18 protein-coding genes and 2 tRNA genes are annotated in these 23,205 nt (G+C 69.2%); 5 read left to right on the plus strand and 15 right to left on the minus strand.

Annotation, left to right across the window (positions count from 1 at the left end; all coding sequences use genetic code 11):
• The first annotated feature begins 87 nt into the window (after positions 1 to 87).
• The 3 genes from H4F90_RS06165 to H4F90_RS06175 all read left to right on the plus strand — a co-directional run bounded on the left by H4F90_RS06165 (position 88) and on the right by H4F90_RS06175 (position 4,005).
• Positions 88 to 2,421: a copper-transporting P-type ATPase gene (locus tag H4F90_RS06165; protein WP_407926158.1), complete on the plus strand. Its 2,334-nt coding sequence runs from the start codon at positions 88 to 90 to the stop codon at positions 2,419 to 2,421.
• A gap of 133 nt (positions 2,422 to 2,554) precedes the next feature.
• Complete coding sequence (locus tag H4F90_RS06170) at positions 2,555 to 2,848, plus strand: excisionase (protein WP_310731958.1); 294 nt, start codon at positions 2,555 to 2,557, stop codon at positions 2,846 to 2,848.
• A complete protein-coding gene (locus H4F90_RS06175; protein WP_182662442.1) occupies positions 2,824 to 4,005 on the plus strand; it encodes a site-specific integrase in 1,182 nt (393 codons plus the stop codon). Before H4F90_RS06170 ends, H4F90_RS06175 begins: the two co-directional genes overlap by 25 nt.
• A gap of 30 nt (positions 4,006 to 4,035) precedes the next feature.
• Here the strand turns inward: H4F90_RS06175 and H4F90_RS06180 are convergent, their stop codons facing one another.
• From H4F90_RS06180 to rimP, 14 genes are all read right to left on the minus strand, one after another.
• The gene (locus tag H4F90_RS06180) at positions 4,036 to 4,533 is read right to left on the minus strand and encodes a GNAT family N-acetyltransferase (RefSeq protein WP_182663082.1); all 498 of its coding nucleotides are present in this window, start codon (positions 4,531 to 4,533) and stop codon (positions 4,036 to 4,038) included.
• 8 nt (positions 4,534 to 4,541) lie between these two features.
• Positions 4,542 to 4,868 carry a type II toxin-antitoxin system TacA family antitoxin gene (locus H4F90_RS06185; protein WP_182662444.1) on the minus strand — a complete coding sequence of 109 codons (327 nt, stop codon included), beginning with the start codon at positions 4,866 to 4,868 and terminating at the stop codon, positions 4,542 to 4,544.
• Positions 4,869 to 5,286: 418 nt separating this feature from the next.
• Positions 5,287 to 5,362: transfer RNA gene (locus tag H4F90_RS06190), tRNA-His, on the minus strand.
• 20 nt (positions 5,363 to 5,382) lie between these two features.
• Complete coding sequence (locus tag H4F90_RS06195) at positions 5,383 to 7,311, minus strand: SurA N-terminal domain-containing protein (protein WP_182662446.1); 1,929 nt, start codon at positions 7,309 to 7,311, stop codon at positions 5,383 to 5,385.
• 113 nt (positions 7,312 to 7,424) lie between these two features.
• Positions 7,425 to 7,500: transfer RNA gene (locus tag H4F90_RS06200), tRNA-Val, on the minus strand.
• Between the two features lie 31 nt (positions 7,501 to 7,531).
• Complete coding sequence (locus tag H4F90_RS06205) at positions 7,532 to 7,804, minus strand: HU family DNA-binding protein (RefSeq protein WP_182662448.1); 273 nt, start codon at positions 7,802 to 7,804, stop codon at positions 7,532 to 7,534.
• Between the two features lie 215 nt (positions 7,805 to 8,019).
• Positions 8,020 to 8,985 carry a tRNA dihydrouridine(20/20a) synthase DusA gene (gene dusA, locus H4F90_RS06210; RefSeq protein ID WP_182663084.1) on the minus strand — a complete coding sequence of 322 codons (966 nt, stop codon included), beginning with the start codon at positions 8,983 to 8,985 and terminating at the stop codon, positions 8,020 to 8,022.
• 105 nt (positions 8,986 to 9,090) lie between these two features.
• A complete protein-coding gene (locus H4F90_RS06215) occupies positions 9,091 to 9,993 on the minus strand; it encodes an alpha/beta fold hydrolase (RefSeq protein WP_182662450.1) in 903 nt (300 codons plus the stop codon).
• Positions 9,994 to 10,021: 28 nt separating this feature from the next.
• Entirely contained in the window at positions 10,022 to 11,860 is a 1,839-nt protein-coding gene (typA, locus tag H4F90_RS06220; protein WP_182662451.1) for a translational GTPase TypA, read from the minus strand.
• Positions 11,861 to 12,019: 159 nt separating this feature from the next.
• Complete coding sequence (gene truB / locus H4F90_RS06225; RefSeq protein ID WP_182662453.1) at positions 12,020 to 13,063, minus strand: tRNA pseudouridine(55) synthase TruB; 1,044 nt, start codon at positions 13,061 to 13,063, stop codon at positions 12,020 to 12,022.
• Positions 13,064 to 13,066: 3 nt separating this feature from the next.
• Positions 13,067 to 13,447, minus strand: a complete 381-nt coding sequence (gene rbfA / locus H4F90_RS06230) for a 30S ribosome-binding factor RbfA (RefSeq protein WP_182662455.1) — start codon at positions 13,445 to 13,447, stop codon at positions 13,067 to 13,069.
• 103 nt (positions 13,448 to 13,550) lie between these two features.
• Positions 13,551 to 16,616, minus strand: coding sequence for a translation initiation factor IF-2 (infB, locus tag H4F90_RS06235; RefSeq protein ID WP_182662457.1), 3,066 nt, complete (start codon positions 16,614 to 16,616; stop codon positions 13,551 to 13,553).
• A 64-nt stretch (positions 16,617 to 16,680) separates the two neighbouring features.
• Entirely contained in the window at positions 16,681 to 18,159 is a 1,479-nt protein-coding gene (gene nusA, locus H4F90_RS06240; protein ID WP_182662459.1) for a transcription termination factor NusA, read from the minus strand.
• Complete coding sequence (gene rimP, locus H4F90_RS06245) at positions 18,156 to 18,701, minus strand: ribosome maturation factor RimP (RefSeq protein WP_182662461.1); 546 nt, start codon at positions 18,699 to 18,701, stop codon at positions 18,156 to 18,158. The genes nusA and rimP overlap by 4 nt, the downstream gene beginning before the upstream one ends.
• A 428-nt stretch (positions 18,702 to 19,129) precedes the next feature.
• Between rimP and fabI the strand changes: the two genes are divergently transcribed.
• Positions 19,130 to 19,921, plus strand: coding sequence for an enoyl-ACP reductase FabI (gene fabI, locus H4F90_RS06250; RefSeq protein ID WP_182662462.1), 792 nt, complete (start codon positions 19,130 to 19,132; stop codon positions 19,919 to 19,921).
• 92 nt (positions 19,922 to 20,013) lie between these two features.
• Entirely contained in the window at positions 20,014 to 20,868 is an 855-nt protein-coding gene (locus tag H4F90_RS06255; protein WP_182662464.1) for a glycosyltransferase, read from the plus strand.
• Between the two features lie 36 nt (positions 20,869 to 20,904).
• Here H4F90_RS06255 and H4F90_RS06260 read toward each other — a convergent pair whose 3' ends face one another.
• Entirely contained in the window at positions 20,905 to 23,169 is a 2,265-nt protein-coding gene (locus tag H4F90_RS06260) for an arginine/lysine/ornithine decarboxylase (protein WP_182662466.1), read from the minus strand.
• Positions 23,170 to 23,205: the final 36 nt, after the last annotated feature.

Here is a 23,205-nt window from a genome sequence, read left to right on the forward strand (position 1 = left end):
TGCCCCGGCCCGGCGCTGCGTCAACGTACCGCTTGACTCTCCAACGGTGGGAAGGTCGAGACTGCCTTCCATCACAAGGAGCACGCGATGCAGGGCAGCCCTGGAACCCCTCACGATCACACCCACCATCGGGCCACGGCCACGGCGATGTCCGATCACCCGCACGGAGACGGTGCGCACCGGGAACACGGTCCGCTGAAACCGACGCGGACCGATGGCGGTCAGCAGCACTGTGATCACCAGCACCACCAGCACGGTCACGCGAGCACCAACGCGACACCAACGGCGCTCCAGGGCAACCCCGACGAGGTCGAATACACCTGCCCGATGCACCCGCAGGTGCGCCAGATGGGCCCGGGTCACTGCCCCATCTGCGGCATGGCGCTCGAACCGGTGCTGGTCACCGCCGCCGCCGGCGACAGCGCCGAGCTGCGCGACATGACAAAGCGCTTCTGGATCGGCACCGTTCTCACGCTGCCGGTCTTCGCGCTCGAGATGGGCGGCCACCTGACCACCCTGAACCACCTGCTCGGGCAGCAGTTGTCGAACTGGATCCAGATGCTGCTCGGCACACCGGTGGTGCTCTGGGCCGGCTGGCCTTTCTTCGTGCGGGCCTTGGCATCGGTCGAGCACCGCAGCCTGAACATGTTCTCGCTGATCGCGCTCGGCACCGGCGCGGCCTGGCTCTACAGCATCGTCGGCACAGTCGCCCCGCGGCTCTTTCCGGCCGACCTGCGGCTGGCCGATGGCGCGGTGCCGATCTATTTCGAGGCCGCCGCCGTGATCACGGTTCTGGTGCTGCTCGGTCAGGTGCTGGAGCTGCGCGCCCGCGAGAAGACCTCGGGCGCGATCAAGGCACTGCTCGACCTTGCGCCCAAGACGGCCATCCGGGTCGGTGCTGACGGGCAGGACGACACCGTCGCGATCGACACCATCCAGGTCGGCGAGTTGCTGCGCGTGCGCCCCGGCGAGAAGGTGCCGGTGGACGGCGAACTCACCGAAGGCAAGGGCACGGTCGACGAATCGATGGTCACCGGCGAGCCGATGCCCGTGGCCAAGGCGCCCGGCGCCAAGGTCACGGCAGGCACGCTGAACCAGACCGGCGGCTTCGTGATGCGCGCCGAGAAGGTCGGCGCCGACACGCTGCTGTCGCAGATCGTTCACATGGTCGCCGCGGCGCAGCGCAGCCGGGCGCCGATCCAGCGGATGGCCGACCAGGTGGCCGGCTGGTTCGTGCCGGTCGTGATCCTCGTGGCGCTGCTCACCTTTGCGGCCTGGCTCGTCTGGGGACCGTCGCCCGCCTTCAGCTACGCGCTGATCACGGCGGTAGCCGTGCTGATCATCGCCTGCCCCTGTGCGCTGGGCCTGGCCACACCGATGTCGATCATGGTCGGGGTCGGCCGCGGCGCCCAGCATGGCGTACTGATCCGCGACGCCGAAGCGCTGGAACGCATGGAGAAGGTCGACACGCTGGTGGTGGACAAGACCGGCACGCTGACCGAAGGCCGCCCGAAGGTCGTGCACGTCGAGCCGGCACCGGGCCACACGGCCGACGCGGTGCTGCAGCAGCTCGCCAGCGTCGAACGCGCCAGCGAGCATCCTCTCGCGATGGCGGTCGTGAACGACGCGCTGCAACGCCGGCTGTCGCTGTCGCCGGTGACCGACTTCGACTCACCGGTCGGCAAGGGTGTGGTCGGCACGGTCGACGGCGCCCGGATCGTCTCCGGGAGCGGCCGCTTCCTCGCCGAGCAGGGCATCGAGGTCGGGCCGCTGGCCGACGCGGCCGAGCGCCAGCGACTGAAGGCCGCCACGGTCATCTTCGTCGGCAAAGACAGTCGCCTCGCCGGCTTCGTCGCGATCGCCGACCCGATCAAGCCGACCACGCCGCAGGCCCTGCAGGCCCTGAAGGCGGCCGGCATCCGCATCGTGATGCTGACCGGCGACGGCCGGACCACGGCCGAGGCCGTGGGCCGCGAGTTGGGCATCGACGAGGTCGTCGCCGAGGTATTCCCGGAGGACAAGGCCCGCGTGGTGCAGCAGCTCAAGCGCGAAGGCCGGGTGCCGGCCATGGCCGGTGACGGCGTCAACGACGCGCCCGCGCTGGCCGCCGCCGACGTGGGCATCGCGATGGGCACCGGCACCGACGTGGCGATGGAGAGCGCCGGGATCACGCTGCTGAAGGGCGACCTGATGGGCATCGTCCGCGCGCGCAGGCTGTCGCAGGCGACGATGCGCAACATCCGCCAGAACCTCTTCCTCTCGTTCGCCTACAACGTCGCCGGCATCCCGCTGGCCGCGGGCGTGCTCTACCCCTTCTTCGGCCTGCTGCTCTCGCCCATCGTGGCAGCCGCAGCCATGGCGCTGTCCTCGGTCAGCGTCATCGGCAACGCGTTGCGGCTTCGAGCGCTGAACATCGAGTGACGGAGTCGATCGAGCGGGCCGCGACGAAAGCCAGCAGGTCAGCCTGATAGGCTGGTGACGAATTGTCCGGTTCGATGATTCTCCGGGCGAAGTCATCGCACGACCGTGAGCTGCCCTCGCCTACGCTGTGCACATGCCCAGCCAGACCGCCACCCTCGAATCTCCGCCATCGAGGCCGCCCAGTCGGGTTGGCCGCAAGCCGCAGGTCCCGCCCGACCTGTCCCGCTGGGCCGTCACCCCCGCACGGGCTGACTACGTCACCATCCCGATCGCCGCGGCAATCACGGGGTATTCGGCCAAGGCCATCCGGCGCAAGATCGAGGCTGGAGTCTGGCTCGAAGGCCGCGAGTTCCGCCGCGCGCCCGACGGTCATGTGCTGATCAGCGTGAAGGGGTATGAGCTATGGGTCGAAAGGGGTCGGGCGTAGAGGTTCGCGGCAACTCGATCCGCATCCAGTTCACCTTCAACGGCGAGGTGCTGCGCCGCACGCTCAGCGTCGAAGGCAAGCCGCTGCCGCCGACCGCGGCAAACCTGAAGTACGCCCACCGGCTGGCGGCGGAGATCCGCGAGCGCATCCGCTTCGGCAGCTTCTCGCTCGCCGAATACTTCCCGGCCGATGGCGACGTCGGCCAGCCGATGACCGTCGGCACCCAGCTCGACGACTGGCTCGCCGCGCAGCGCCTGGAAGCCTCGACCAGCGCAGGCTACTCGAGCGCGATCCGCTTCTGGAAGGCCGCGGTCTGCGACCGCCGCGGCGCCAGGCTCGGCGACCGCCCGGTGCGCATGCTCAAGCACAGCGACGTGCTGACCGCCCTCGCCTCGCGCCCCACCCTGTCGGGCAAGACCGTCAACAACTACGTGTCGGTGCTCCGCAAGGCGATGGAACTCGCCGTTGCCGACAAGGCGATCCCGACCAACCCGGTCAGCGCCGTCACCCGGGCCAAGCACCAGAAGCCCCTGCCCGACCCGTTCTCGCGCGAGGAGGCCGAGTCCATCGTCGCCGACATGACGGCCCACTACCCGGCCCCGATCGCGAACTACATCGAGTTCAAGTTCTTCACCGGCCTTCGCACCTCCGAGAGCTTCGGCCTGCACTGGCGCGATGTCGACCTCGCCGGCAAGCACCTGCTCGTGCACCGAGCCATCGTGCGTGGCGTCGAGAAGAACAATACCAAGACCAACACCGCCCGCCAGGTCATCCTCAACAGCCGCGCGCTCGCGGCGCTGAAGCGCCAGCGCAAGCACACCCAGATGCGTGACGCACACGTCTTTCTCGACCCGCGCTACGGCGAGCCCTGGCTCGAGGAACGCGCCTTCCGTCGCAGCTACTGGGAACCCACGCTGCGTCGCCTGGGCATGCGCTACCGGCCGCCGTACAACACCCGCCACACCTACGCGACCATGATGCTGATGGCCGGCATGACGCCGGCCTTCTGCGCCAAGCAGCTCGGCCACTCGGTCGAGATGTTCCTGCGCACCTACGCGAAGTGGATCGACGGCGGCCAGAATGCGCTGGAGATGGGCCGCCTCGAAGCTGCGCTTTCCCCGGATGGCCAGCAGACACAGCCCGGCAAGATCAAGTGACAGAGCCCGCCGACCGCCCGCGTCGCACGCTCAAGGCTCGCGCAGCGCCTGGTCGACCGTCGCCAGCATCAGGCACAAGGTCATCGGCTTGACCGGCGACTCGATGAAACCGCGCGAGAGGTAGAAGCGCCGGGCTTGCTCCGACAGGGCATGCACCAACAGCGCGGTGACGCCAGCGATGTCGGCGGCCTGGATCGCGCGCCGGATGGCGTCGTTGAGCAGCGCCGTGCCGATGCCCTGCTGGTGGTGGCTCTTGTGGATGGCCAGGCGCCCGAGGACGAGCACTGGAACCGGGTCGGGCCGGTTGCGCCTCATCGTGGACGGCGCTTCGGCGTGGCCGACGGCGCCGGCGGCCAGGCAGTAGTAGCCGACCACGCGATCGCCCTCGCACACGACATAGGTGCGGGACGAACCATTGGCCTGGTTCTTGGCCGCGCGGCGCCTCAGCCAGTCGTCCAGCGAGGGCTCGCCGCTGTCGAAGCCGGCGAGCTGGTGCTCGTCGCTCAGCGGCTGCGGCGCCGACAGCATCGGCAGCGTCACTTCACGCGTTGGCCGGTGGCTTTCCCTGTGGCTGACGGCTTTGCCGTGCTCGACTCCCAAGGTGCGCGGGCGCCGAGGGTGCGACGCAGGCGGTCGGTGGGCGCCGGCGGCTTGTCGAGCATGGCCTGGAAGGCGTCGAAGCTCTTCGCGTCGAGCGCGAAGTAGGTCTGATCGAGCAGCACGTCCTCGGCCTGCCTGCAGGCCGCTTCGAGCATGAAGTCCGAGCGGCTGCGGCCCAGGCGCTCGGCGGCCTGGTCGATCAGGTCGCGCTGCCCGGCCTTGGCGCGGATGCTGATCGTGACGGGCTCTTGGGTGTAGGCCATGAGATGCTTTTCGTGTACTGCGTTCTCGATGCCAACATTGTATGTCATTTGTCCATACATCTGAGGGCCGCGCCGCAGGAGGTCGGCCTGCGTGCCCGCGCAGCGCGTCGCGGGCGGGTTCCATCCGCCGACGCGAAGGTGCCGACCCAACGAGCGGGATCCGGGTAGCCGAGCTGCTCGCACCGGAGCCGCAGGCCCGACCCGAATTGATCGATCCGGCCAGCCGACTTGCCTTGGTTCGAGAAGTCTCAGCGGTGCGGATCTGGCTCCGCGCGAGACATGTTCTCGGCGCGCTTCGTAGAGCTCGAAGGGCCTCTCCGAGGCTTCGCCTCGGGGCACGTTCAACTACGGATTTATCCCAGATTTATCCCACAAAAGGCCTTGGCAGGCCTAACGTGTTGATTTCAAAGGGAAATTTTGGGGTGGCTGATGGGACTCGAACCCACGACGACCAGAATCACAATCTGGGACTCTACCAACTGAGCTACAGCCACCACAGAGGCAAGAGTATAGCTCAGCGCGCTCCGCCATCCACCGGCTTGGCGGTCTTCGGGGTCAGCACGCGCGCTTTGTAGCGTGTCTTCAACGCTTCGACGTAGGCGTCGGACTCGATCGAGGCCCACAGTGCCGCGTACTGGCCCTGCAACTGCTTGGCGTCGCCGGCGGCGGGATCGCGCGGCAGGACCTTGTCGACCCGTGCCACGAGGTAGCCATCGCCCCCCAGGTCGACGCCCAGCCAGGCCGGCAGCTTGTCAGCCGGTGCAGCCAGCACGGCGTCGAGGGCGGCCGGGCTCAAGCCCTGCGGGTTCGGCCGCGACACGGTCACCGGCGCAGCCAGGCCGCTTTCCGCGGCCGCGCCTTCAGCGCCCTTCCACAGCGCGAGCTTGGCCTGGCCTTCCTGGCGGGCCAGCTCGGCCGCCTTGGCCAGGCCGACACGGCTGCGAACGATCTCGCGGGCTTCCTCCAGGCTGAGCTTGCGCTTCTCGCGGTACTCGACGACGCGCGCGGCCGCCAGGCGGTTGCCGCCGAGGTCGACGGTCTCGGTGTTGCGCTTGTCCTTGAGGACGGCGTCGGTGAAGAGGGCCGCGACGAACTTCGCGCTGCCCAGCGGGCTGACCTTGTCGTCCTTCACCGCGCTGCGGCCGATGAGCGAGCCGGTCTGCACCGTGAGGCCCAGCTTGTCGGCCGCCGGCTGCAGGCTGTCGGACTGCTCGTAGACGAGGTTGCTGAAGGCCTCGGCCTGCTCGGCATAAAGCTTCTGCGCGCGTTCCTTGCGCAGATTGCCCTCGATCTCCTCGCGCACCTCGGCCAGGGTGCGCTTGCCCTTGCCGCGCTCGCCGGTGGTCTGGATGATGTGGAAGCCGAACTCGGTCTCGACGAGTTCGCTGATCGCGCCGACCGGCATCTTGAACACCATGTCCTCGAAGGGCTTGGCCATCGCGCCGCGACCGAAGTAGTCGAGGTCGCCGCCGCGGGCGGCCGAACCCTTGTCCTCCGAGCGCTCCTTGGCCAGCTCGGCGAAGCGCTCGGGCTTCTCGCGCAGCAGGGCGAGGATCTCGGTGGCCTTGGCGCGGGCGGCAGCACGCCGGTCGGCCGGGTCCTTCGCGTCGGACTGGATCAGGATGTGGCGGGCACGACGCTCCTCCGGCTGGCTGTAGAGTGCGGCATTGGCCTCGTAGGCTGCCTGCACCTCGGCATCCGTGAGCTGGATCTTGGCCGCGATCTGGGTGGCATCGAGCACCAGGTAGGCCAGCTTCAGGCGCTCGGGGGCCGACAGGGCTTCCGCGTTCGCCGGGTCCTGGTAGTGGGCCTCGATCTCGGCCTCGCTCGGCTCGACCTTGGCGCGGAAGCTGCCCGCGTCGAAGCGGGCCAGCCGCACCTCGCGGCGCTGCATCAGCGCGTCCAGCGCCGATTCCGCGGCCACGCGGGAGCCGGTCGGGCTGTTGCCGATGCCGAGCAGCACCTGGCGCACGGCCAGGTCCTGACGCAGGCGGGCCTCGAACTGCGCCACGCTCATGCCCTGAGCCTCGATGAGCGCGCGGTTCAGCGTGCCATCCGGGTTGCGCAGAAAGGCGAAGTCGGCGTTGGTCTGGAACAGCCGGGCCAGGCGCTCGTCGGAGACGGCCAGGTGCTGCTTCTGCGCGGCCAGCAGCAGGGTGCGTTCACGCAGCATGCTCTGCAGCGTCTGCTGGCGGGCTTCGGGCGTGTCGAGCTGCTTGATGTCGAGCTCGGCATCCTGCGCACGCAGCCGTTCGATGCTGTTGCGGTGGGTGGCATCCCACTCGGCGGCACTGATCTTCAGTTCGCCGACCTGGGCGGCATCGCCGCCCCCTTCCTTGAAGCCGTCATAGCCCTGCAGGCCGAGGAAGACAAAGGACGGGAAGATCAGCAGCACAAGGATGAACTGCAGGACCCGCTGGTTGTTGCGGACAAAGTCGAACATCGTGGACGGTGCGCAGCGCGTGAGAAACAAAAAAGGCGAACCGGGGTTCGCCTTGTGTCCGGAGCCCCGGGATCGGGCGCCGCAGTGTAGCCGTCGGGGCTGGACCGGTGCGTTGGTGGGTGCTGAGGGGCTCGAACCCCCGACCTACGCCTTGTAAGGGCGCCGCTCTACCCACTGAGCTAAGCACCCGCACCGGTCGATGCGGCCCGGCGGCCTCGTCTCAGTTCAGCGCATCCTTCAGGGCCTTGCCCGGGCGGAACTTCGGCACCTTGGCCGACTTGATCTTGATCTCCGCACCGGTGCGCGGATTGCGACCGACCCGGCCCGCCCGCTTGGTGACGGCAAAGGTTCCGAAGCCGACGAGCGACACGCTGTCGCCCTTCTTCAAGCTCTTGGTCACGCCGGTGATCAGGGCCTCCAGCGCGCGGCCGGCGGCGGCCTTGGAGATGTCGGCTTGCTGGGCAATCAGGTCGATCAGCTCACTCTTGTTCACGTAAGGAACCCCCTCGGACTCGCGTTGTGTGGAAAGCGAACGGTGGACCGATCCGGTCGGGAGCAGCCGTTCGCAGCTGGGTGGGGGACGGTGCATCCGCCCGGGTCAAGCGCCGACACAAGCGAGGTCTGTGCCGAGGACTGCGGGAAATTCTATGCCCTGCCCCGCCGGATCGGCAGCCACCGAGGCTGACGGCGCGAGCCCCCGGGCCGCGATCAGGCGTCCGGCGTGACGGCGTCCTCACGGTCGCGGCAGGCCTGGCGGGCCTGCGCGGCGACCTCGCGCACCGGGGTGTGCTTCAGCCGATGGTCCGACCAGATCTGCCGCCAGCGACGCGCACCGGGCTGGCCATCGCGCAGCCCCAGCATGTGGCGCGCCGCATGGGTCCAGGGCGTGGTGGCCGGCAGGCCGGCCATGTAGTCCACCATCGCATCCTCCACCGCATCCCGGCTGAGCGCGGTGGGCGGCGGGGCCTCGCCGAAGAAAGCCGCGTCCCAGTCGGCCAGGCGCCAGGGCTGGTGGTAGGCGGCACGACCGACCATCACGCCGTCCAGGCCCTGCAGCTGCGCGGCCAGGTCGGGCAGCTCGGCCAGGCCTCCATTGACGACCACGGTCAGCGCGGGAAAGTCGGCCTTGAGGCGCCGAGCCCAGTCGTGGCGCAGGGGCGGAACCTCGCGGTTCTCCTTCGGGCTCAGGCCTTCCAGCCAGGCGTTGCGGGCATGCACGATGAAGACCGTGCAGCCCGCTGCCGCCACGGTGCCGACGAAGTCACGGACGAAACCATAGTCCTCGCGGCGCCCCAGGCCGATGCGGTGCTTGACGGTGACCGGCAGCCCCACGGCATCGCGCATGGCCCGTATGCCGTCGGCGACCAGGGCCGGCTCGGCCATCAGGCAGGCCCCGAAGGCACCGCGCTGCACGCGCTCGCTGGGGCAGCCGCAGTTCAGATTGATCTCGTCGTAGCCCCAGGCCTCGGCCAGCCGGGCGCAGGCCGCCAGGTCGGCGGGCTCGCTGCCGCCGAGCTGCAAAGCAAGCGGGTGCTCACGTGCGTCGAAGTCGAGGTGGCGATGCCGGTCGCCATGGATGAGCGCACCGGTGGTCACCATCTCGGTGTAGAGCCGCGCCCGGCGGCTCAGCAGCCGATGGAAGACGCGGCAGTGGCGGTCGGTCCAGTCCAGCATCGGCGCGACGCACAGGCGCCAGGGCGAGGCGGGATCGGGTCGGGGCAGCGGGGTCGGCTGGCGGTCCACGGCGCGGGGCAGGATCGGGATCGGGGACGCAGCCGCTCAGGCCGGATCCCGCAGGGCGTTGGCGGCGATCGCATCGGCGAAGCGCGGCCACAAGGCAGGCGGCAGGTCGTGGCCGAGCCCGGGAATGCGATCGAGTCGCGCACCGGGGATCAGCCGCGCCAGCTGCTCGCCGCAGGCGGGGGGCAGCAGCGGGTCGTCCTGGCCATGGATGACGAGGGTCGGCATGCGCAGCCCCGGAAGCAGGGGGCTGCGGTCGGCACTGGCGGCCACCGCGGTCAGCTGGCGCACATAGCCGGCGGCGGCCCCCGGGCCGCCCTCGCGGGCACGTCGCACGGCCCGCCGGCAGCGCTCGCGCAGGGCCTGCGGCTCGGGCGGGAAGCCCGGGCTGCCGAGGGCGGTGAAGACCCGGACCTGGTGCTCCACCAGTGCATCCTCCAGCGAACTGGCCGGTCGTGACAGCATGGCCTCGCGCGCCACCGGCCGGGGGCCGGGGAGCTCGCGGGCGCCGCTGCTGCTCATCATCAGGGCCAGGCTGCGCACCCGCTGGGGGGCGCGGGCGGCCATCAGCTGGGCCACCATGCCGCCCATCGAGATGCCCAGCACATGCGCGCGCGCCAGGCCCAGCGCGTCGAGCAGCGCCAGGCTGTCATCGGCCAGCGCGTCCAGGGTGTAGGGCGCGTGGACCGGCAGGTGCAGCCAATGCTTCAGACCCTGCCAGGCCAGGTTGGGCGTGCCGAGCGCGTCGAAGCGCTCGGACAGTCCGGCGTCGCGGTTGTCGAAGCGGAGGGTGCGGAAGCCGCGGTCCTGCAGCATCCCGACCAGGCCCTCGGGCCAGTCGATCAGCTGCATGCCCAGGCCCATGATCATCAGCAGCGGCGCCCCGTCGACGGGGCCGCCCTGTTCGACCTCGAGCCGCAGCCTGGCGGTCGGGACCTGCATGGTGCGGCAGGCGGATGGACCCGGGGGATCAGACCGCCATCTCGCGGCTGGCCCGCTTGCGCTCGTGCTCCTTCAGGTGGCGCTTGCGCAGGCGCACGCTCTTGGGCGTGATCTCGACCAGCTCGTCGTCGTCGATGAAGTCGACGCCGTACTCCAGCGTCAGCTCGATCGGCGGCGTGATCTTGATCGCGTCTTCCTTGCCCGAGACGCGGAAGTTGGTCAGCTGCTTGGTGCGGGTGGCGTTGACCACCAGGTCGTTGTCGCGGCTGTGGATGCCGACGATCATGCCCTCGTACACCGGGTCGTTGGGCTTGACGAACATGCGGCCGCGGTCGTCGAGCTTGCCCAGGGCGTAGGTGAAGATCTCGCCGTCGTCCATCGAGATGAGCACACCGTTCTTGCGGCCGCCGATCTCGCCCTTGTGGGCTTCGTAGCCGTCGAAGATCGACGAGATCAGGCCCGAGCCGCGGGTCAGGTTCATGAACTCGTTGCTGAAGCCGATCAGGCCGCGCGCCGGAATGCGGTATTCCAGGCGCACGCGGCCCAGGCCGTCCGGCTCCATGTTGATCATCTCGCCCTTGCGCAGGCCCAGGGCCTGCATCACGCCGCCCTGGTGCTGTTCCTCGACGTCGGCGGTGACCAGCTCCATCGGCTCGCTCTTCACGCCGTCGATGTCCTTGAACATCACGCGCGGCTTGGAGACGGCCAGCTCGTAGCCCTCGCGGCGCATGTTCTCCAGCAGGATGGTCAGGTGCAGCTCGCCGCGGCCGCAGACCTCGAAGATGCCGTCCTCGTCGGTTTCCTTGACGCGCAGCGCGACGTTGCTCTGCAGTTCCTTCTGCAGGCGGTCCCAGATCTGGCGGCTGGTGACGAACTTGCCTTCGCGGCCAGCCAGCGGGCTGGTGTTGACGCAGAAGTTCATGGTCAGCGTCGGCTCGTCGACCTTGAGCATGGGCAGCGGCGCCGGGTTCAGCGGGTCGGTCACCGTCACGCCGATGCCGATGTCCTCGATGCCGTTGATCAGCACGATGTCGCCGGGGCCGGCCTCGGTGGTCTGCACGCGGTCCAGGCCCTGGAAGGTCAGCACCTGGTTGACGCGGCCCTTCACGGTCTTGCCGTCCGGACCTTCCATCACCACCACGTCCATATTGGGCTTGAGCGTGCCGGCGCTGATGCGGCCCACGCCGATGCGGCCGACGAAGCTGGAGTAGTCCAGGGCCGAGATCTGCAGCTGCAGCGGCGCCGCCGGGTCACCCTGCTGCGGCGGCACGTGCTTGAGGATGGTGTTGAACAGGGCCGACATGTCGGGGCCCCACTGCGCACCCGGCGCACCCTCGTCCAGCGAGGACCAGCCATTGATGCCCGAGGCGTAGACCACCGGGAAGTCGAGCTGCTCGTCGGTCGCGCCGAGGTTGGCGAACAGGTCGAAGGCGGCATTGACCACCGCCTGCGGCTTGGCACCGGGCTTGTCGACCTTGTTGACCAGCACGATGGGCTTGAGACCCAGGGCCAGGGCCTTCTTGGTCACGAAGCGCGTCTGCGGCATCGGGCCTTCCTGGGCATCGATCAGCAGCACCACGCCGTCGACCATGGACAGGGCGCGTTCCACCTCGCCGCCGAAGTCCGCGTGGCCCGGGGTGTCGACGATGTTGATGTGCGTGCCTTCCCAGCTCACGGCGCAGTTCTTGGCCAGGATGGTGATGCCGCGCTCGCGCTCGATGGCGTTGTTGTCCATCACGGTGTCGACGACCTTCTCGTGCTCGGCGAAGGTGCCGCTCTGGCGCAGCAGCTGGTCGACCAGGGTGGTCTTGCCGTGGTCGACGTGGGCAATGATCGCGACATTGCGGATCTGGCGGGACGTGCTCATGGAACTCTCTCGGTGCGTTCGGATGCGGAGGCGGCGCGGCCGGGACCGCATCGCAAGGAAGCTGCGGACGGCATGCAAGCGGCACGCCGACCGGGGGCCGACCGCCGCGCGGCGGTCGGCAGGCGGGCCCGGCTGCAGCGGCCGGCCCGCGCGGGAGGCTCAGCCGGCCAGGGCCGGGGCCACCCGGACGGGATCGTCCGGCGGGCGTTCGGGCATCGGCCCCGGGCCTTCGGCCAGGGCCTGCACCTCGGGCGGGCTCAGCAGGCGCAGGGGAATCAGCTCGCCAGCCACGATGCGTGCGCTGCCGAGAAAGACCGGCGCGCGCCGCCCTGCCGCCCAGGCGGCCGGCGGCGGCGGGCCATAGACGCGCACGCCCTCGGCGTCGGCCGCCTTCACGCGGCGGCGCAGGCCGGTCAGGAAGCGGGCGGCGTCCTCCGTGTCCAGCATGTGCGCCGGCCAGTCGGCCAGCAGCACATCGGGCGGCAGCAGGCGGGCTTCGCGCTCGACCGGTGTCAGGGCCTGCAGGGCCTCCAGGGTCAGCGCAGCGTCCAGATCCACGGGCCCGCTGGCCAGGCGGCGCAGGCCGGCCAGGTGGGCGCCGCAGCCCAGGGCCTCACCCAGGTCCTCGGCCAGCTGACGGATGTAGGTGCCTTTGCTCACGCGGACCTCGATCTCCAGCGTGTCAGCCTGCCAGAGGCGGATGTCGAGGCTGTGAACCGTGATGCGGCGCGGCTCGCGCGCGATCTCGATGCCGGCGCGCGCGTAGTCGTAGAGCGCCCGGCCCTCGTGCTTCAGCGCGGACTGCATCGGCGGCGTCTGCCACTGCGGGCCGCGCAGTGCGGCACAGGCGGCCTCCAGGCGCGGCGCGTCCAGCGCGGCCAGGGCTTCGGGGCGGCGCAGCAGCACCTCGCCCTCGCGGTCGCCGCCGACGCGGGTCTCGCCGAGCTGCAGCGTGGCGCGGTAGGTCTTGTCGGCGTCCAGGCTGACCTGGCTGAACTTGGTCGCGGCGCCCAGGCACAGCGGCAGCAGGCCGCTGGCCAGCGGATCGAGGGTGCCGGTGTGGCCCGCCTTCTCGGCCCGCATCATGCCCTTGACCTTCTGCAGCGCGTCATTGCTCGTCCAGCCCAGCGGCTTGTCGAGCAGCAGCACGCCGTGCAGCGCACGGCGCGGCAGGCGGGCGGGACGGGCGGCGTTCGGGCGCATGGTTCAGGGCTGGCCCGGCTCGTCGTCGAGCGCGCGGCTGGCATTGGCCTGCGCGATGAGCGCGTTCATGTCGGCCGCGCGCTCGGTGGTGCGGTCGAAGCGGAACTTCAGCGTCGGCACCGTGTGGATGGACAGGCGCTTGAACAGGCCGTTGCGCAGGAAGCCCGCCGCCTCGTTGAGGCCCTCCTCGCAGGCCGCCGGATCGCCGACCAGCAGCGAGAAGTGCACGGTGGCATGCGCGTAGTCGGGCGTCACCTGCACGCCGCTGAGGGTCAGCAGGCCGATGCGCGGATCCTTCAGCTCGCGGATCAGCTCCGACAGATCGCGCTGGATCTGGTCGGCGACGCGGAAGCTGCGGTTCGGAAGGTTGCGCTTGGTTCGCATGCGGGCGGAGGCTCAGGGGGTCGGGGCGGGAACGAGACGGCCCGGCAGCTGGCAGGCCGCCGGGCCGCGAAGGTCGGGTGCAGGGGCTGCGACCGGCAGGCGGTCAGAGCGTGCGCGCGATCTCCTTGATCTCGAAAATTTCCAGCACGTCCAGCTCCTTGATGTCGTTGTAGTTCTTGAGCTTGATGCCGCACTCGAAACCTTCGGCCACTTCGCGCACATCGTCCTTCATGCGCTTGAGCGAATCGAGCTCGCCGGTGTAGATGACCACGTTCTCGCGCAGCAGGCGGAAGCGCGCGTTGCGCGTGACCTTGCCGTGCGTGACCATGCAGCCCGCCACCGTGCCGATCTTGGACGCGACGAAGACCGTGCGGATCTCGGCCGTGCCGATGACTTCCTCGCGCTGCTCGGGCGCCAGCATGCCGCCCATCGCCGCCTTGATCTCGTCGACCGCGTCGTAAATGATGTTGTAGTAGCGCAGGTCGACGCCATTGCCCTCGGCCAGCTTGCGCGCACCGGCATCGGCCCGCGTGTTGAAGCCGATGATGACCGCCTTGGAGGCGATCGCCAGGTTGACGTCGGACTCGCTGATGCCCCCCACCGCGGCATGCACGATCTGCACCTTGACCTCGGCCGTCGACAGCTTGAGCAGCGAGGTGGCCAGCGCCTCCTGCGAGCCCTGCACATCGGCCTTGACGATCAGCGGCAGCACCTGGGCGGCGCCCTGGCCGAGGTTCTCGAACATGTTCTCGAGCTTGGCGGCCTGCTGCTTGGCCAGCTTCACGTCGCGGTACTTGCCCTGGCGGAAGGTGGCGATCTCGCGGGCGCGGCGCTCGTCGGCCAGCACCATGAACTCGTCGCCGGCGGCCGGCACTTCGGTCAGGCCCTGGATCTCGACCGGAATCGAGGGGCCGGCGCTCTCGGTGGCCTTGCCGTCCTCGTCGATCATGGCGCGGACGCGGCCGTAGCTTGCGCCGGCCAGCACCACATCGCCCTTCTTCAGCGTGCCGCTCTGCACCAGCACGGTGGCGACCGGGCCGCGGCCCTTGTCGAGCTTGGCCTCGATCACCAGGCCCTTGGCATGCGCCTCGACCGGGGCGGTGAGCTCCAGCACCTCGGCCTGCAGCAGCACCTGTTCAAGCAGCTCGTCGATGCCCAGACCGGTCTTGGCCGACACCGGCACGAAAGGCGATTCGCCGCCGAATTCCTCGGGCACGACTTGCTCGGACACCAGCTCGCCCTTGAGGCGTTCCAGGTTGGCATCGGGCTTGTCGATCTTGTTCATCGCCACGACGATGGGCACGCCGGCCGCCTTCGCGTGGTGGATGGCTTCCTTGGTCTGCGGCATCACGCCGTCGTCGGCCGCCACCACCAGGATGACGATGTCGGTGGCCTTGGCACCGCGGGCGCGCATGGCCGTGAAGGCTTCGTGGCCCGGGGTGTCGAGGAAGGTGATCACGCCCCGCTCGGTCTCGACGTGGTATGCGCCGATGTGCTGGGTGATGCCGCCGGCCTCGCCCGCCGCCACGCGGGCCGCACGGATGCGGTCGAGCAGCGAGGTCTTGCCGTGGTCGACGTGACCCATGACCGTGACGACCGGGGGCCGCGGCAGCGCCTCGACGTTCTGCGCCGCGTGTTCCTCTTCCAGGAAGGCATCGGGGTCGTCGAGCTTGGCCGCGAAGGCCTTGTGACCCATTTCCTCGACGACGATCATCGCCGTCTCCTGGTCGAGCTGCTGGTTGATGGTGACCATCTGGCCCAGCATCATCATCTTCTTGATGACCTCGCTGGCCTTCACCGACATCTTGTGGGCCAGGTCGGCCACCGAGATGGTTTCGGGCACGTGGACTTCGTAGACCTGGGCCTCGGTCGGCGCGACGAAAGTCGACTCGCTGTCGCCCCGCTCGCCACGGCGGCCGCCACGCGGCGCCTTCCAGCCCCCGCGGCTGGTGTCGGTGCGACCGTTGCCGCCGCCCTTGCCGGCCGCGGCGCGCTTCTTGGCCGCGTCATCGGCCCAGCTCGACGAAAGCTTCTCGGACTTGACCGATTTCTTCTCGCCCGGCTTGGCCGCGTTCGCACCGGCACCCGGTGCACCCGGCTTGGCAGCCGGCTTGTGGATCGTGCCCTTGATGCCGTCCTTGCCAGGGGTGGCCGCAGGCTTCGGCGGCTCCTCCGGCTTCTTGGCCGTCAACACCTTGCGGGGGGCGGACATCATCGCGCGGATGGCCGCGGCTTCCGCCTCGGCGGCCTTGCGGCGCTTGTCGGCCTCGGCCTGGCGGGCCTTCTCCTCGGCCTCGATGTCAGCCGCCTTGACCACGCGCAGCGTGGGCTTCGGGGCGACAGGCGCCTCGGCAGCCGGTGCGGGCGTGGCCGGGGCGGAAGCGACCGGCGCGGGCGCGGGCACGGGTTCTGCCGCGGGAGCCGGAGCCGCAAGCGGCGCGGGGGCCGGTGCCGGCGCGGCCGTCATCGTGCGGTTCAGCGGGCCGGCGGCGGCAGCGCGTGCGGCATGGACTTCGGCCAGCGCACGCTCACGGGCGGCCAGGCGCGCGGCGGCCGCCTGTTCAGCAGCCTGGGCTTCCTGCTGCTCGACCGCCTGGGCCTGCTGCTCGGCGGCCAGGCTGGCCTGGGCGGCCTGCTGCTGGCGGGCGGCCTCGGCGGCGGCGCGCTCGGCGGCCTCGGCCGCAGCACGACGGGCGGCTTCCTCCTGGCGGGCGCGCTCGGCGGCCTCGGCCTCGGCGCGTGCCTGGGCCTCGCGGCGCTCGGCCTCGGCCGCAGCAGCCTCGGCGGCCGCGCGGGCTTCGGCTTCCTGGCGCTCGGCTTCGGCGGCCTCTTCGGCAGCCGTCAGGCCTGCGGCATCGGCCGGCGCGTCATCGCGCTTGACGAAGACACGCTTCTTGCGCACCTCGACCTGGATCGTGCGGGCCTTGCCCGTGGCATCGGCCTGCTTGATCTCGGAGGTGGACTTGCGGGTCAGCGTGATCTTCTTGCGGTCCCCGCCGGCGGTGCCGTGGGCCTGGCGCAAATAGTCGAGCAGACGCTCCTTGTCGGCTTCGTTGAGCACGTCGCTGACGGAGCCCTTGGCCACACCGGCGGCCTGAAGCTGCTCCAGCAGGGTGTTGGCCGGACGGTTCAACTCGGCGGCAAACTGGGCGACGGTGGTCACTGCCATGGGCGAAATCCTTGGTGTTCTGCGTGCTTGATCGATGAAGGGCGGCGTGCGGCGCGGGCAGCGCTCAGACGTCGAACCAGTGTTCGCGCGCCTTCATGATCAGCGCCTTGGCCTGGGCCTCGTCGACACCGGTCATCTCGACCAGTTCATCGACGGCCAGGTCGGCCAGGTCGTCGCGGGTGTGGATCCCGCCATCGGCCAGCTGGGCGATCATTTCAGCGCTCAGGCCGTCGAGATCACGGAGGTCCTGGGAGACCTCCTCCAGCTTCTCTTCCTTGGCGATCTCCATCGTCAGCAGCGCATCCTTGGCCCGGGTGCGCAGTTCGTTGACGGTGTCCTCGTCGAAGGCCTCGATTTCGAGCATTTCCTGCAGCGGCACATAGGCCACTTCCTCGAGGCTGGTGAAGCCCTCGGCGATCAGGATGTCAGCCACCTCGGCGTCCACATCGAGCTTCTCGGTGAAGAGCACGCGGATGTGGTCGACTTCCTCGGCCTGCTTGGCCTGGGATTCCTCGGCGGTCATGATGTTGATGCGCCAGCCGGTGAGCTCGCTGGCCAGGCGCACGTTCTGCCCGCCGCGGCCGATGGCGATCGCGAGATTCTCCTCGTCGACCACCACGTCCATGGCGTGGCGCTCCTCGTCGACGACGATGGAGCTGACATTGGCCGGCGCCAGGGCGCCGATGACGAACTGCGCCGGGTCCTCGGACCACAGCACGATGTCGACCCGCTCGCCGGCCAGCTCATTGGTGACCGCGGTCACGCGCGAGCCACGCACGCCGACACAGGTGCCGATCGGATCGACCCGCTTGTCATGCGACAGCACGGCGATCTTGGCGCGGCTGCCGGCGTCGCGGGCGCAGCTCTTGATCTCCAGCAGGCCCTGTTCGATCTCGGGCACTTCCTGGCGGAAGAGCTCGATCATGAAGGCCGGCGAGCTGCGCGACAGCATGATCTGCGGGCCGCGCACGGTGGTGTCGACCTCGCCGATGAAGGCCCGCACGCGGTCGCCGGTGCGCAGGTTCTCCTTCGGGATCATCTCGCTGCGCTTCAGGCGGCCCTCGACGCGGCCCGACTCGACGATCAGGTCGCCCTTGTCGGCGCGCTTGACCGTGCCGACGAAGACCTTGTCGCCGCGCGACAGGAAGTCGTTGAGCAGCTGCTCGCGCTCGGCATCGCGGATCTTCTGCAGGATGACCTGCTTGGCCGCCTGGGCGCCGATGCGGCCGATGGGCACCGACTCGACGGTTTCCTCGATGTAGTCGCCTTCCTCGATGTCGGGAATGCGGTCCTGGGCGTCGGACAGCAGCTCTTCGGCGTCGGGGTTCTGCAGGCCGGCGCTGTCGGGCACGACGAGCCAGCGGCGGAAGGTCTCGTAGTTGCCGTTCTCGCGGTCGATCGACACCCGCATGTCGACTTCCGCACCGTGGAACTTCTTGCTGGCCGAGGCCAGGGCCAGCTCGACGGCGCCGAACACCACCTCGCGATCGACGTTCTTCTCGCGCGAGATCGCGTCCACCAGCATCAACAGTTCGCGGTTCATTCTTCGTGACCTCCGTGTTCCTGCACGGGCGCGGGCGGCGGCGTGCCGCGCGCCTTGCGCCCCTTGAAATCGATGACCGGCACCAGGCGCGCCTCGCGCAGCTCGGCCAGCGCGAAGCCGAGCACCTGATCGGCCTTGCCGTCGTGGAAATGCAGCTCCCAGCCGGCCTCGGGCCCGGGGGCGGCGGCCAGACGGCCTTCGTAATGCTTGCGCCCCTGGAAGGGCTGCTTGAGCGTGATGCGGACCTGTTCGCCGGCAAAGCGCGCGAAGTGCGCATCGGTCTTCAGCGGGCGGTCCAGCCCCGGCGAGGAAACCTCGAGCCGGTGGTAGTCGACCCCCTCGACCTCCAGCACGTACTGCAGCTGACGGGTGACCAGCTCGCAGTCCTCGACGGTGATGAACTCGCCGCCACCGGAGGGGTAGGCGCGACCAGGGAGACGGTCGATGGTGATCCGCAGCAGGCCCTGGGCGGCGCGTTCGATCTCGACCAGCTCGTAGCCGAGGCCGGTGACGGTCGTTTCGATGGCGACAGGGCCGTTCATGCAGTCGTTTGGGCGGGTGATCCGGGCTCCTCGCGGAGCAAAAAACCATGACGGCCGGCGACCCCCGGCGTCCCACCCGACCCGGCGCCTTGCGACCGTCGCCGGCTGGCGCCTGGGCGCCCCACCGTCGCGGACCTGCGGGGCCGGGAAGGCCCTCCGAAAGTCGCCAGACCGAGCCTGCCGAGGCCCGCATCCCCTTCGGCACCCCTGGTTTTCAGGGAGCTGGCCGGGTCACGCGCACAAAAAAAGGGCTGGAAATCCCGCCCTTTCTTGTCTATCGGCATGGTCTAGCGAAAGGCGGATTCTAGTCGCAAACGCGCATACCGGCAAGCGCGACGGGGTGTCAAGACCCCGGGCGGTGACAGAATCCGCCGCCAACGCCAGGGTCCGCGCCGTTCCGGATGCGGCCCGGGCTCCAGGAGAACACCATGGGATTCCTCGCCGGCAAGAAGCTGCTGATCACCGGACTGCTGTCCAACCGTTCCATCGCCTACGGCATCGCCCGGGCCTGCCACCGCGAGGGCGCCGAGCTGGCCTTCAGCTACCAGGGCGAGCGCTTCAAGTCGCGCATCACCGAGTTCGCAGCCGAGTTCGGCAGCTCGCTGGTGTTTGACTGCGACGTGGCCGAAGACGCGCAGATCGAGCGGCTGTTCGCCGACCTGGGCGAGGCCTGGCCGAGCTTCGACGGCTTCGTGCACTCGATCGGTTTCGCACCGCGGGAGGCCATTGCCGGCGATTTCCTGGAAGGCCTGTCGCGCGAGGGCTTCCGCATCGCCCACGACATCTCGTCCTACAGCTTCCCCGCCATGGCCAAGGCCGCCGCGCCGCGGCTCAGCGCGCAGGCCGCCCTGACCACGCTGAGCTATCTGGGCGCCGAACGCGCCGTGCCCAACTACAACACCATGGGCCTGGCCAAGGCCTCGCTGGAAGCCAGCGTGCGCTACCTGGCCGCCGGCCTGGGCCCGCGCGGCGTGCGCGTCAACGGGGTCTCGGCCGGCCCCATCAAGACGCTGGCCGCCTCCGGCATCAAGGGCTTCGGCAAGATCCTCGACGTGGTCGAGCAGACCGCCCCCCTGCGCCGCAACGTCAGCATCGACGACGTCGGCAATGTGGTCGCCTTCCTGATGTCCGATCTGGCCGGCGGCGTGACCGGCGAGATCACCTATGTGGACGCCGGCTTCCGGCAGGTGATGGGCGGCCTCGAAGCCAGCGAAGGCTGATTCCAGGCGCGCCGCTCGGATCCCTGCCCGGCCCCCGGGAGGCTGGGCTATCCTGCGCGCCCTTCCGAGAAGAAAACAACCGGTCCCATGTCATGACGGCGGACAACCTTGTGGTGCATGGCATGTGGATCGGGACGCAGCTGAGCCCGATCGAATGGCTGACCATGCGGTCCTATCTGGCGCACGGTCATCGCTTCGTCCTCTGGCACTACGACGTCCTGGCGCAGGATCCTCCAGCGGGCGTCGAGCTTCGCGATGCCAGCGAGATCATCCCCCGCGAGCAGGTCTTCAACTACAAGCACCGCAACCAGTGGGGACACGGCAAGGGCAGCTACGCCGGCTTCTCGGACATCTTCCGCTACAAGCTGCTGCATGAGGTCGGCGGCTGGTGGACGGACATGGACGTCACCTGCCTGAAGACCCTGGATGTCCAGGCTGCATACGCCTTCCGCGAGCATGACGTGCTGCCGGTGGTCGGCAATGTGATGAAGGCCCCGAAAGGCTCCGAGCTGATGCGCTACTGCTACGAGCGCGCGCTGGCCTGCGTCGATGCCGAGAACACCAACTGGATGCTGCCGATCGAGATCCTGAACGAAGGCATCGAGCGCTTCGGGCTGTCCCGGTACATCCGGCCGAACTTCAGCAACGTCGACCAATGGGACGTCGTGGCGACCTACAGCCAGGGCCAGCCCGCCTTCCACCCGGACTGGCACGTCTTCCACTGGATGAACGAAGAGTGGCGGACCCGCGGCCTGGACAAGTCCAGCTGCCTGAAACAGACGGCGCTGTCGCAGCTCTACAAGCGCTACGGGGTTCGCAAGGTGCGCCACCTGCCGAATGCGCAGGCCATCGAGGCGGCACGCCGCCGCCGGCAGGCGCGCTGGGCGCGTGTGATGGGCTGGCTGACGGGCCGGCCGGCGCCCCCGGAGACGCCCCCAGGCGCGTGAACGGCGTGCGCGGGGCCTTCCCCGCGCATCGTCCGATCAGACCGCGCTGCGGACGCAGTCGACGCCGTAGTGCTTGCGGCCGTCCGGGCCCTCTTCCTCGACCAGGCCATGCACGTCGGTCGCGAAGCCGGGGAAGGCTTCGTTGAACTGGCGCACGAAGCGCAGGTAGTCGACGATCTTCTTGTTGAAGCGCTCGCCGGGGATCAGCAGCGGGATGCCCGGCGGATAGGGCGTCAGCAGGCTGGTGGTGATGCGGCCTTCGAGCTGGTCGATCTCCACGCGCTCGGTGTCGCGGTGCGCGATGCGCGCGTAGGCATCGGCCGGCTTCATCGCAGGCTGCAGGTCGGACAGGTACATCTCGGTGGTCAGCCGCGCGATATCGCCCTGGGCATACATGGCGTGGATGGCCTGGCAGAGGTCGCGCAGGCCCATGCGCTCGTAGCGCGGGTGCTTGGCGACGAACTCGGGCAGCACGCGCCACATCGGCTGGTTGCGGTCGTAGTCGTCCTTGAACTGCTGCAGCGCGGTCAGCAGGGTGTTCCAGCGGCCCTTGGTGATGCCGATGGTGAACATGATGAAGAAGCTGTAGAGCCCGGTCTTCTCGACGACCACGCCATGCTCGGCCAGGAACTTGGTGACGATGGAGGCCGGGATGCCGGTCTCGGCGAACTTGCCGTCCATGTCCAGGCCCGGCGTGATCAGGGTGGACTTGATCGGGTCGAGCATGTTGAAGCCCGCAGCCAGCGGGCCGAAGCCATGCCAGTCCTCGTCGGCGTGCAGCATCCAGCCCTCGGCGCGGCCGATGCCCTCGTCGACCAGGGCGTCCGGGCCCCAGACCTTGAACCACCAGTCGTGGCCGAACTCCGAGTCGACCTTGCGCATGGCACGACGGAAGTCCAGGGCCTCGCGGATGCTCTCCTCGACCAGCGCCGTGCCGGCGGGCGGCTCCATCATCGCGGCGGCCACGTCGCAGCTGGCGATGATGGCGTACTGCGGGCTGGTGCTGGTGTGCATCAGGTAGGCCTCGTTGAAGAGGTGGCGGTCCAGCTTCTGCTGCTGCGCGTCCTGCACCAGCACCTGGCTGGCCTGGCTGAGGCCGGCCAGCAGCTTGTGGGTGGACTGCGTGGCATAGACCACCGCCTGCTTGGGCCGCGGGCGGTTCTTGCCCATGGCGTGGAAGCTGCCGTAGAAAGGATGGAAGGCTGCGTGCGGCAGCCAGGCCTCGTCGAAGTGCAGGGTGTCGATCCAGCCGTCGAGCTTGGCCTTGATCGTCTCCGTGTTGTAGAGCACGCCGTCGTAGGTGCTCTGCGTGAGCGTGAGGATGCGCGGCTTCACGGTCGCCGGGTCCACGCCCTGCAGCAGGGGGTTGGCGGCGACCTTGCGGCGGATGGTCTCGGGTTCGAACTCGCTCTCGGGGATGGGGCCGATGATCCCGTAATGGTTGCGCGTGGGCGTCAGGAAGACCGGCACGGCGCCGGTCATGATGATGCTGTGCAGGATGCTCTTGTGGCAGTTGCGGTCCACCACCACCACATCGCCCGGCGCCACCGTGTGGTGCCAGACCATCTTGTTGCTGGTGCTGGTGCCGTTGGTGACGAAGAAGCAGTGGTCGGCATTGAAGATGCGCGCGGCGTTCTTCTCGCTCTGCGCGATCGGGCCGGTGTGGTCGAGCAGCTGGCCGAGTTCCTCGACGGCATTGCAGACGTCGGCGCGCAGCATGTTCTCGCCGAAGAACTGGTGGAACATCTGGCCGACCGGGCTCTTCAGGAAGGCGACGCCGCCGGAGTGCCCCGGGCAGTGCCAGCTGTAGGAGCCGTCCTGCGCATAGTCCATCAGCGCCTTGAAGAAGGGCGGCGCCAGGCTGTCGAGGTAGCTCTTGGCCTCGCGGATGATGTGGCGGGCCACGAACTCCGGCGTGTCCTCGAACATGTGGATGAAGCCGTGCAGTTCGCGCAGCACATCGTTGGGCAGGTGCTGGCTGGTGCGCGTCTCGCCGTAGAGGTAGATCGGGATGTCCGGGTTGCGGAAGCGGATCTCGGCGATGAACTTGCGCAGGCTCAGCACGGCCGGGTCGAGGTCCGGGCCCTGGCTGAACTCCTCGTCGTCGATGGACAGGATGAAGGCGCTGGCCCGGCTCTGCTGCTGCGCGAACTGGCTCAGGTCACCGTAGCTGGTGACGCCGAGCACTTCCATGCCCTCCTTCTCGATCGCATCGGCCAGCGCGCGGATGCCGAGGCCGGAGGTGTTGTCCGAGCGGTAGTCCTCGTCGATGATGACGATGGGAAAGCGGAAACGCAGCATGGCGGCAGGGGTCGGAAGGGCGGTTCGGAAACGGGT

This window comes from Aquariibacter albus, from assembly GCF_014145335.1.
In the GTDB taxonomy this organism is placed as follows: Bacteria; Pseudomonadota; Gammaproteobacteria; order Burkholderiales; family Burkholderiaceae_C; genus Aquariibacter; species Aquariibacter albus.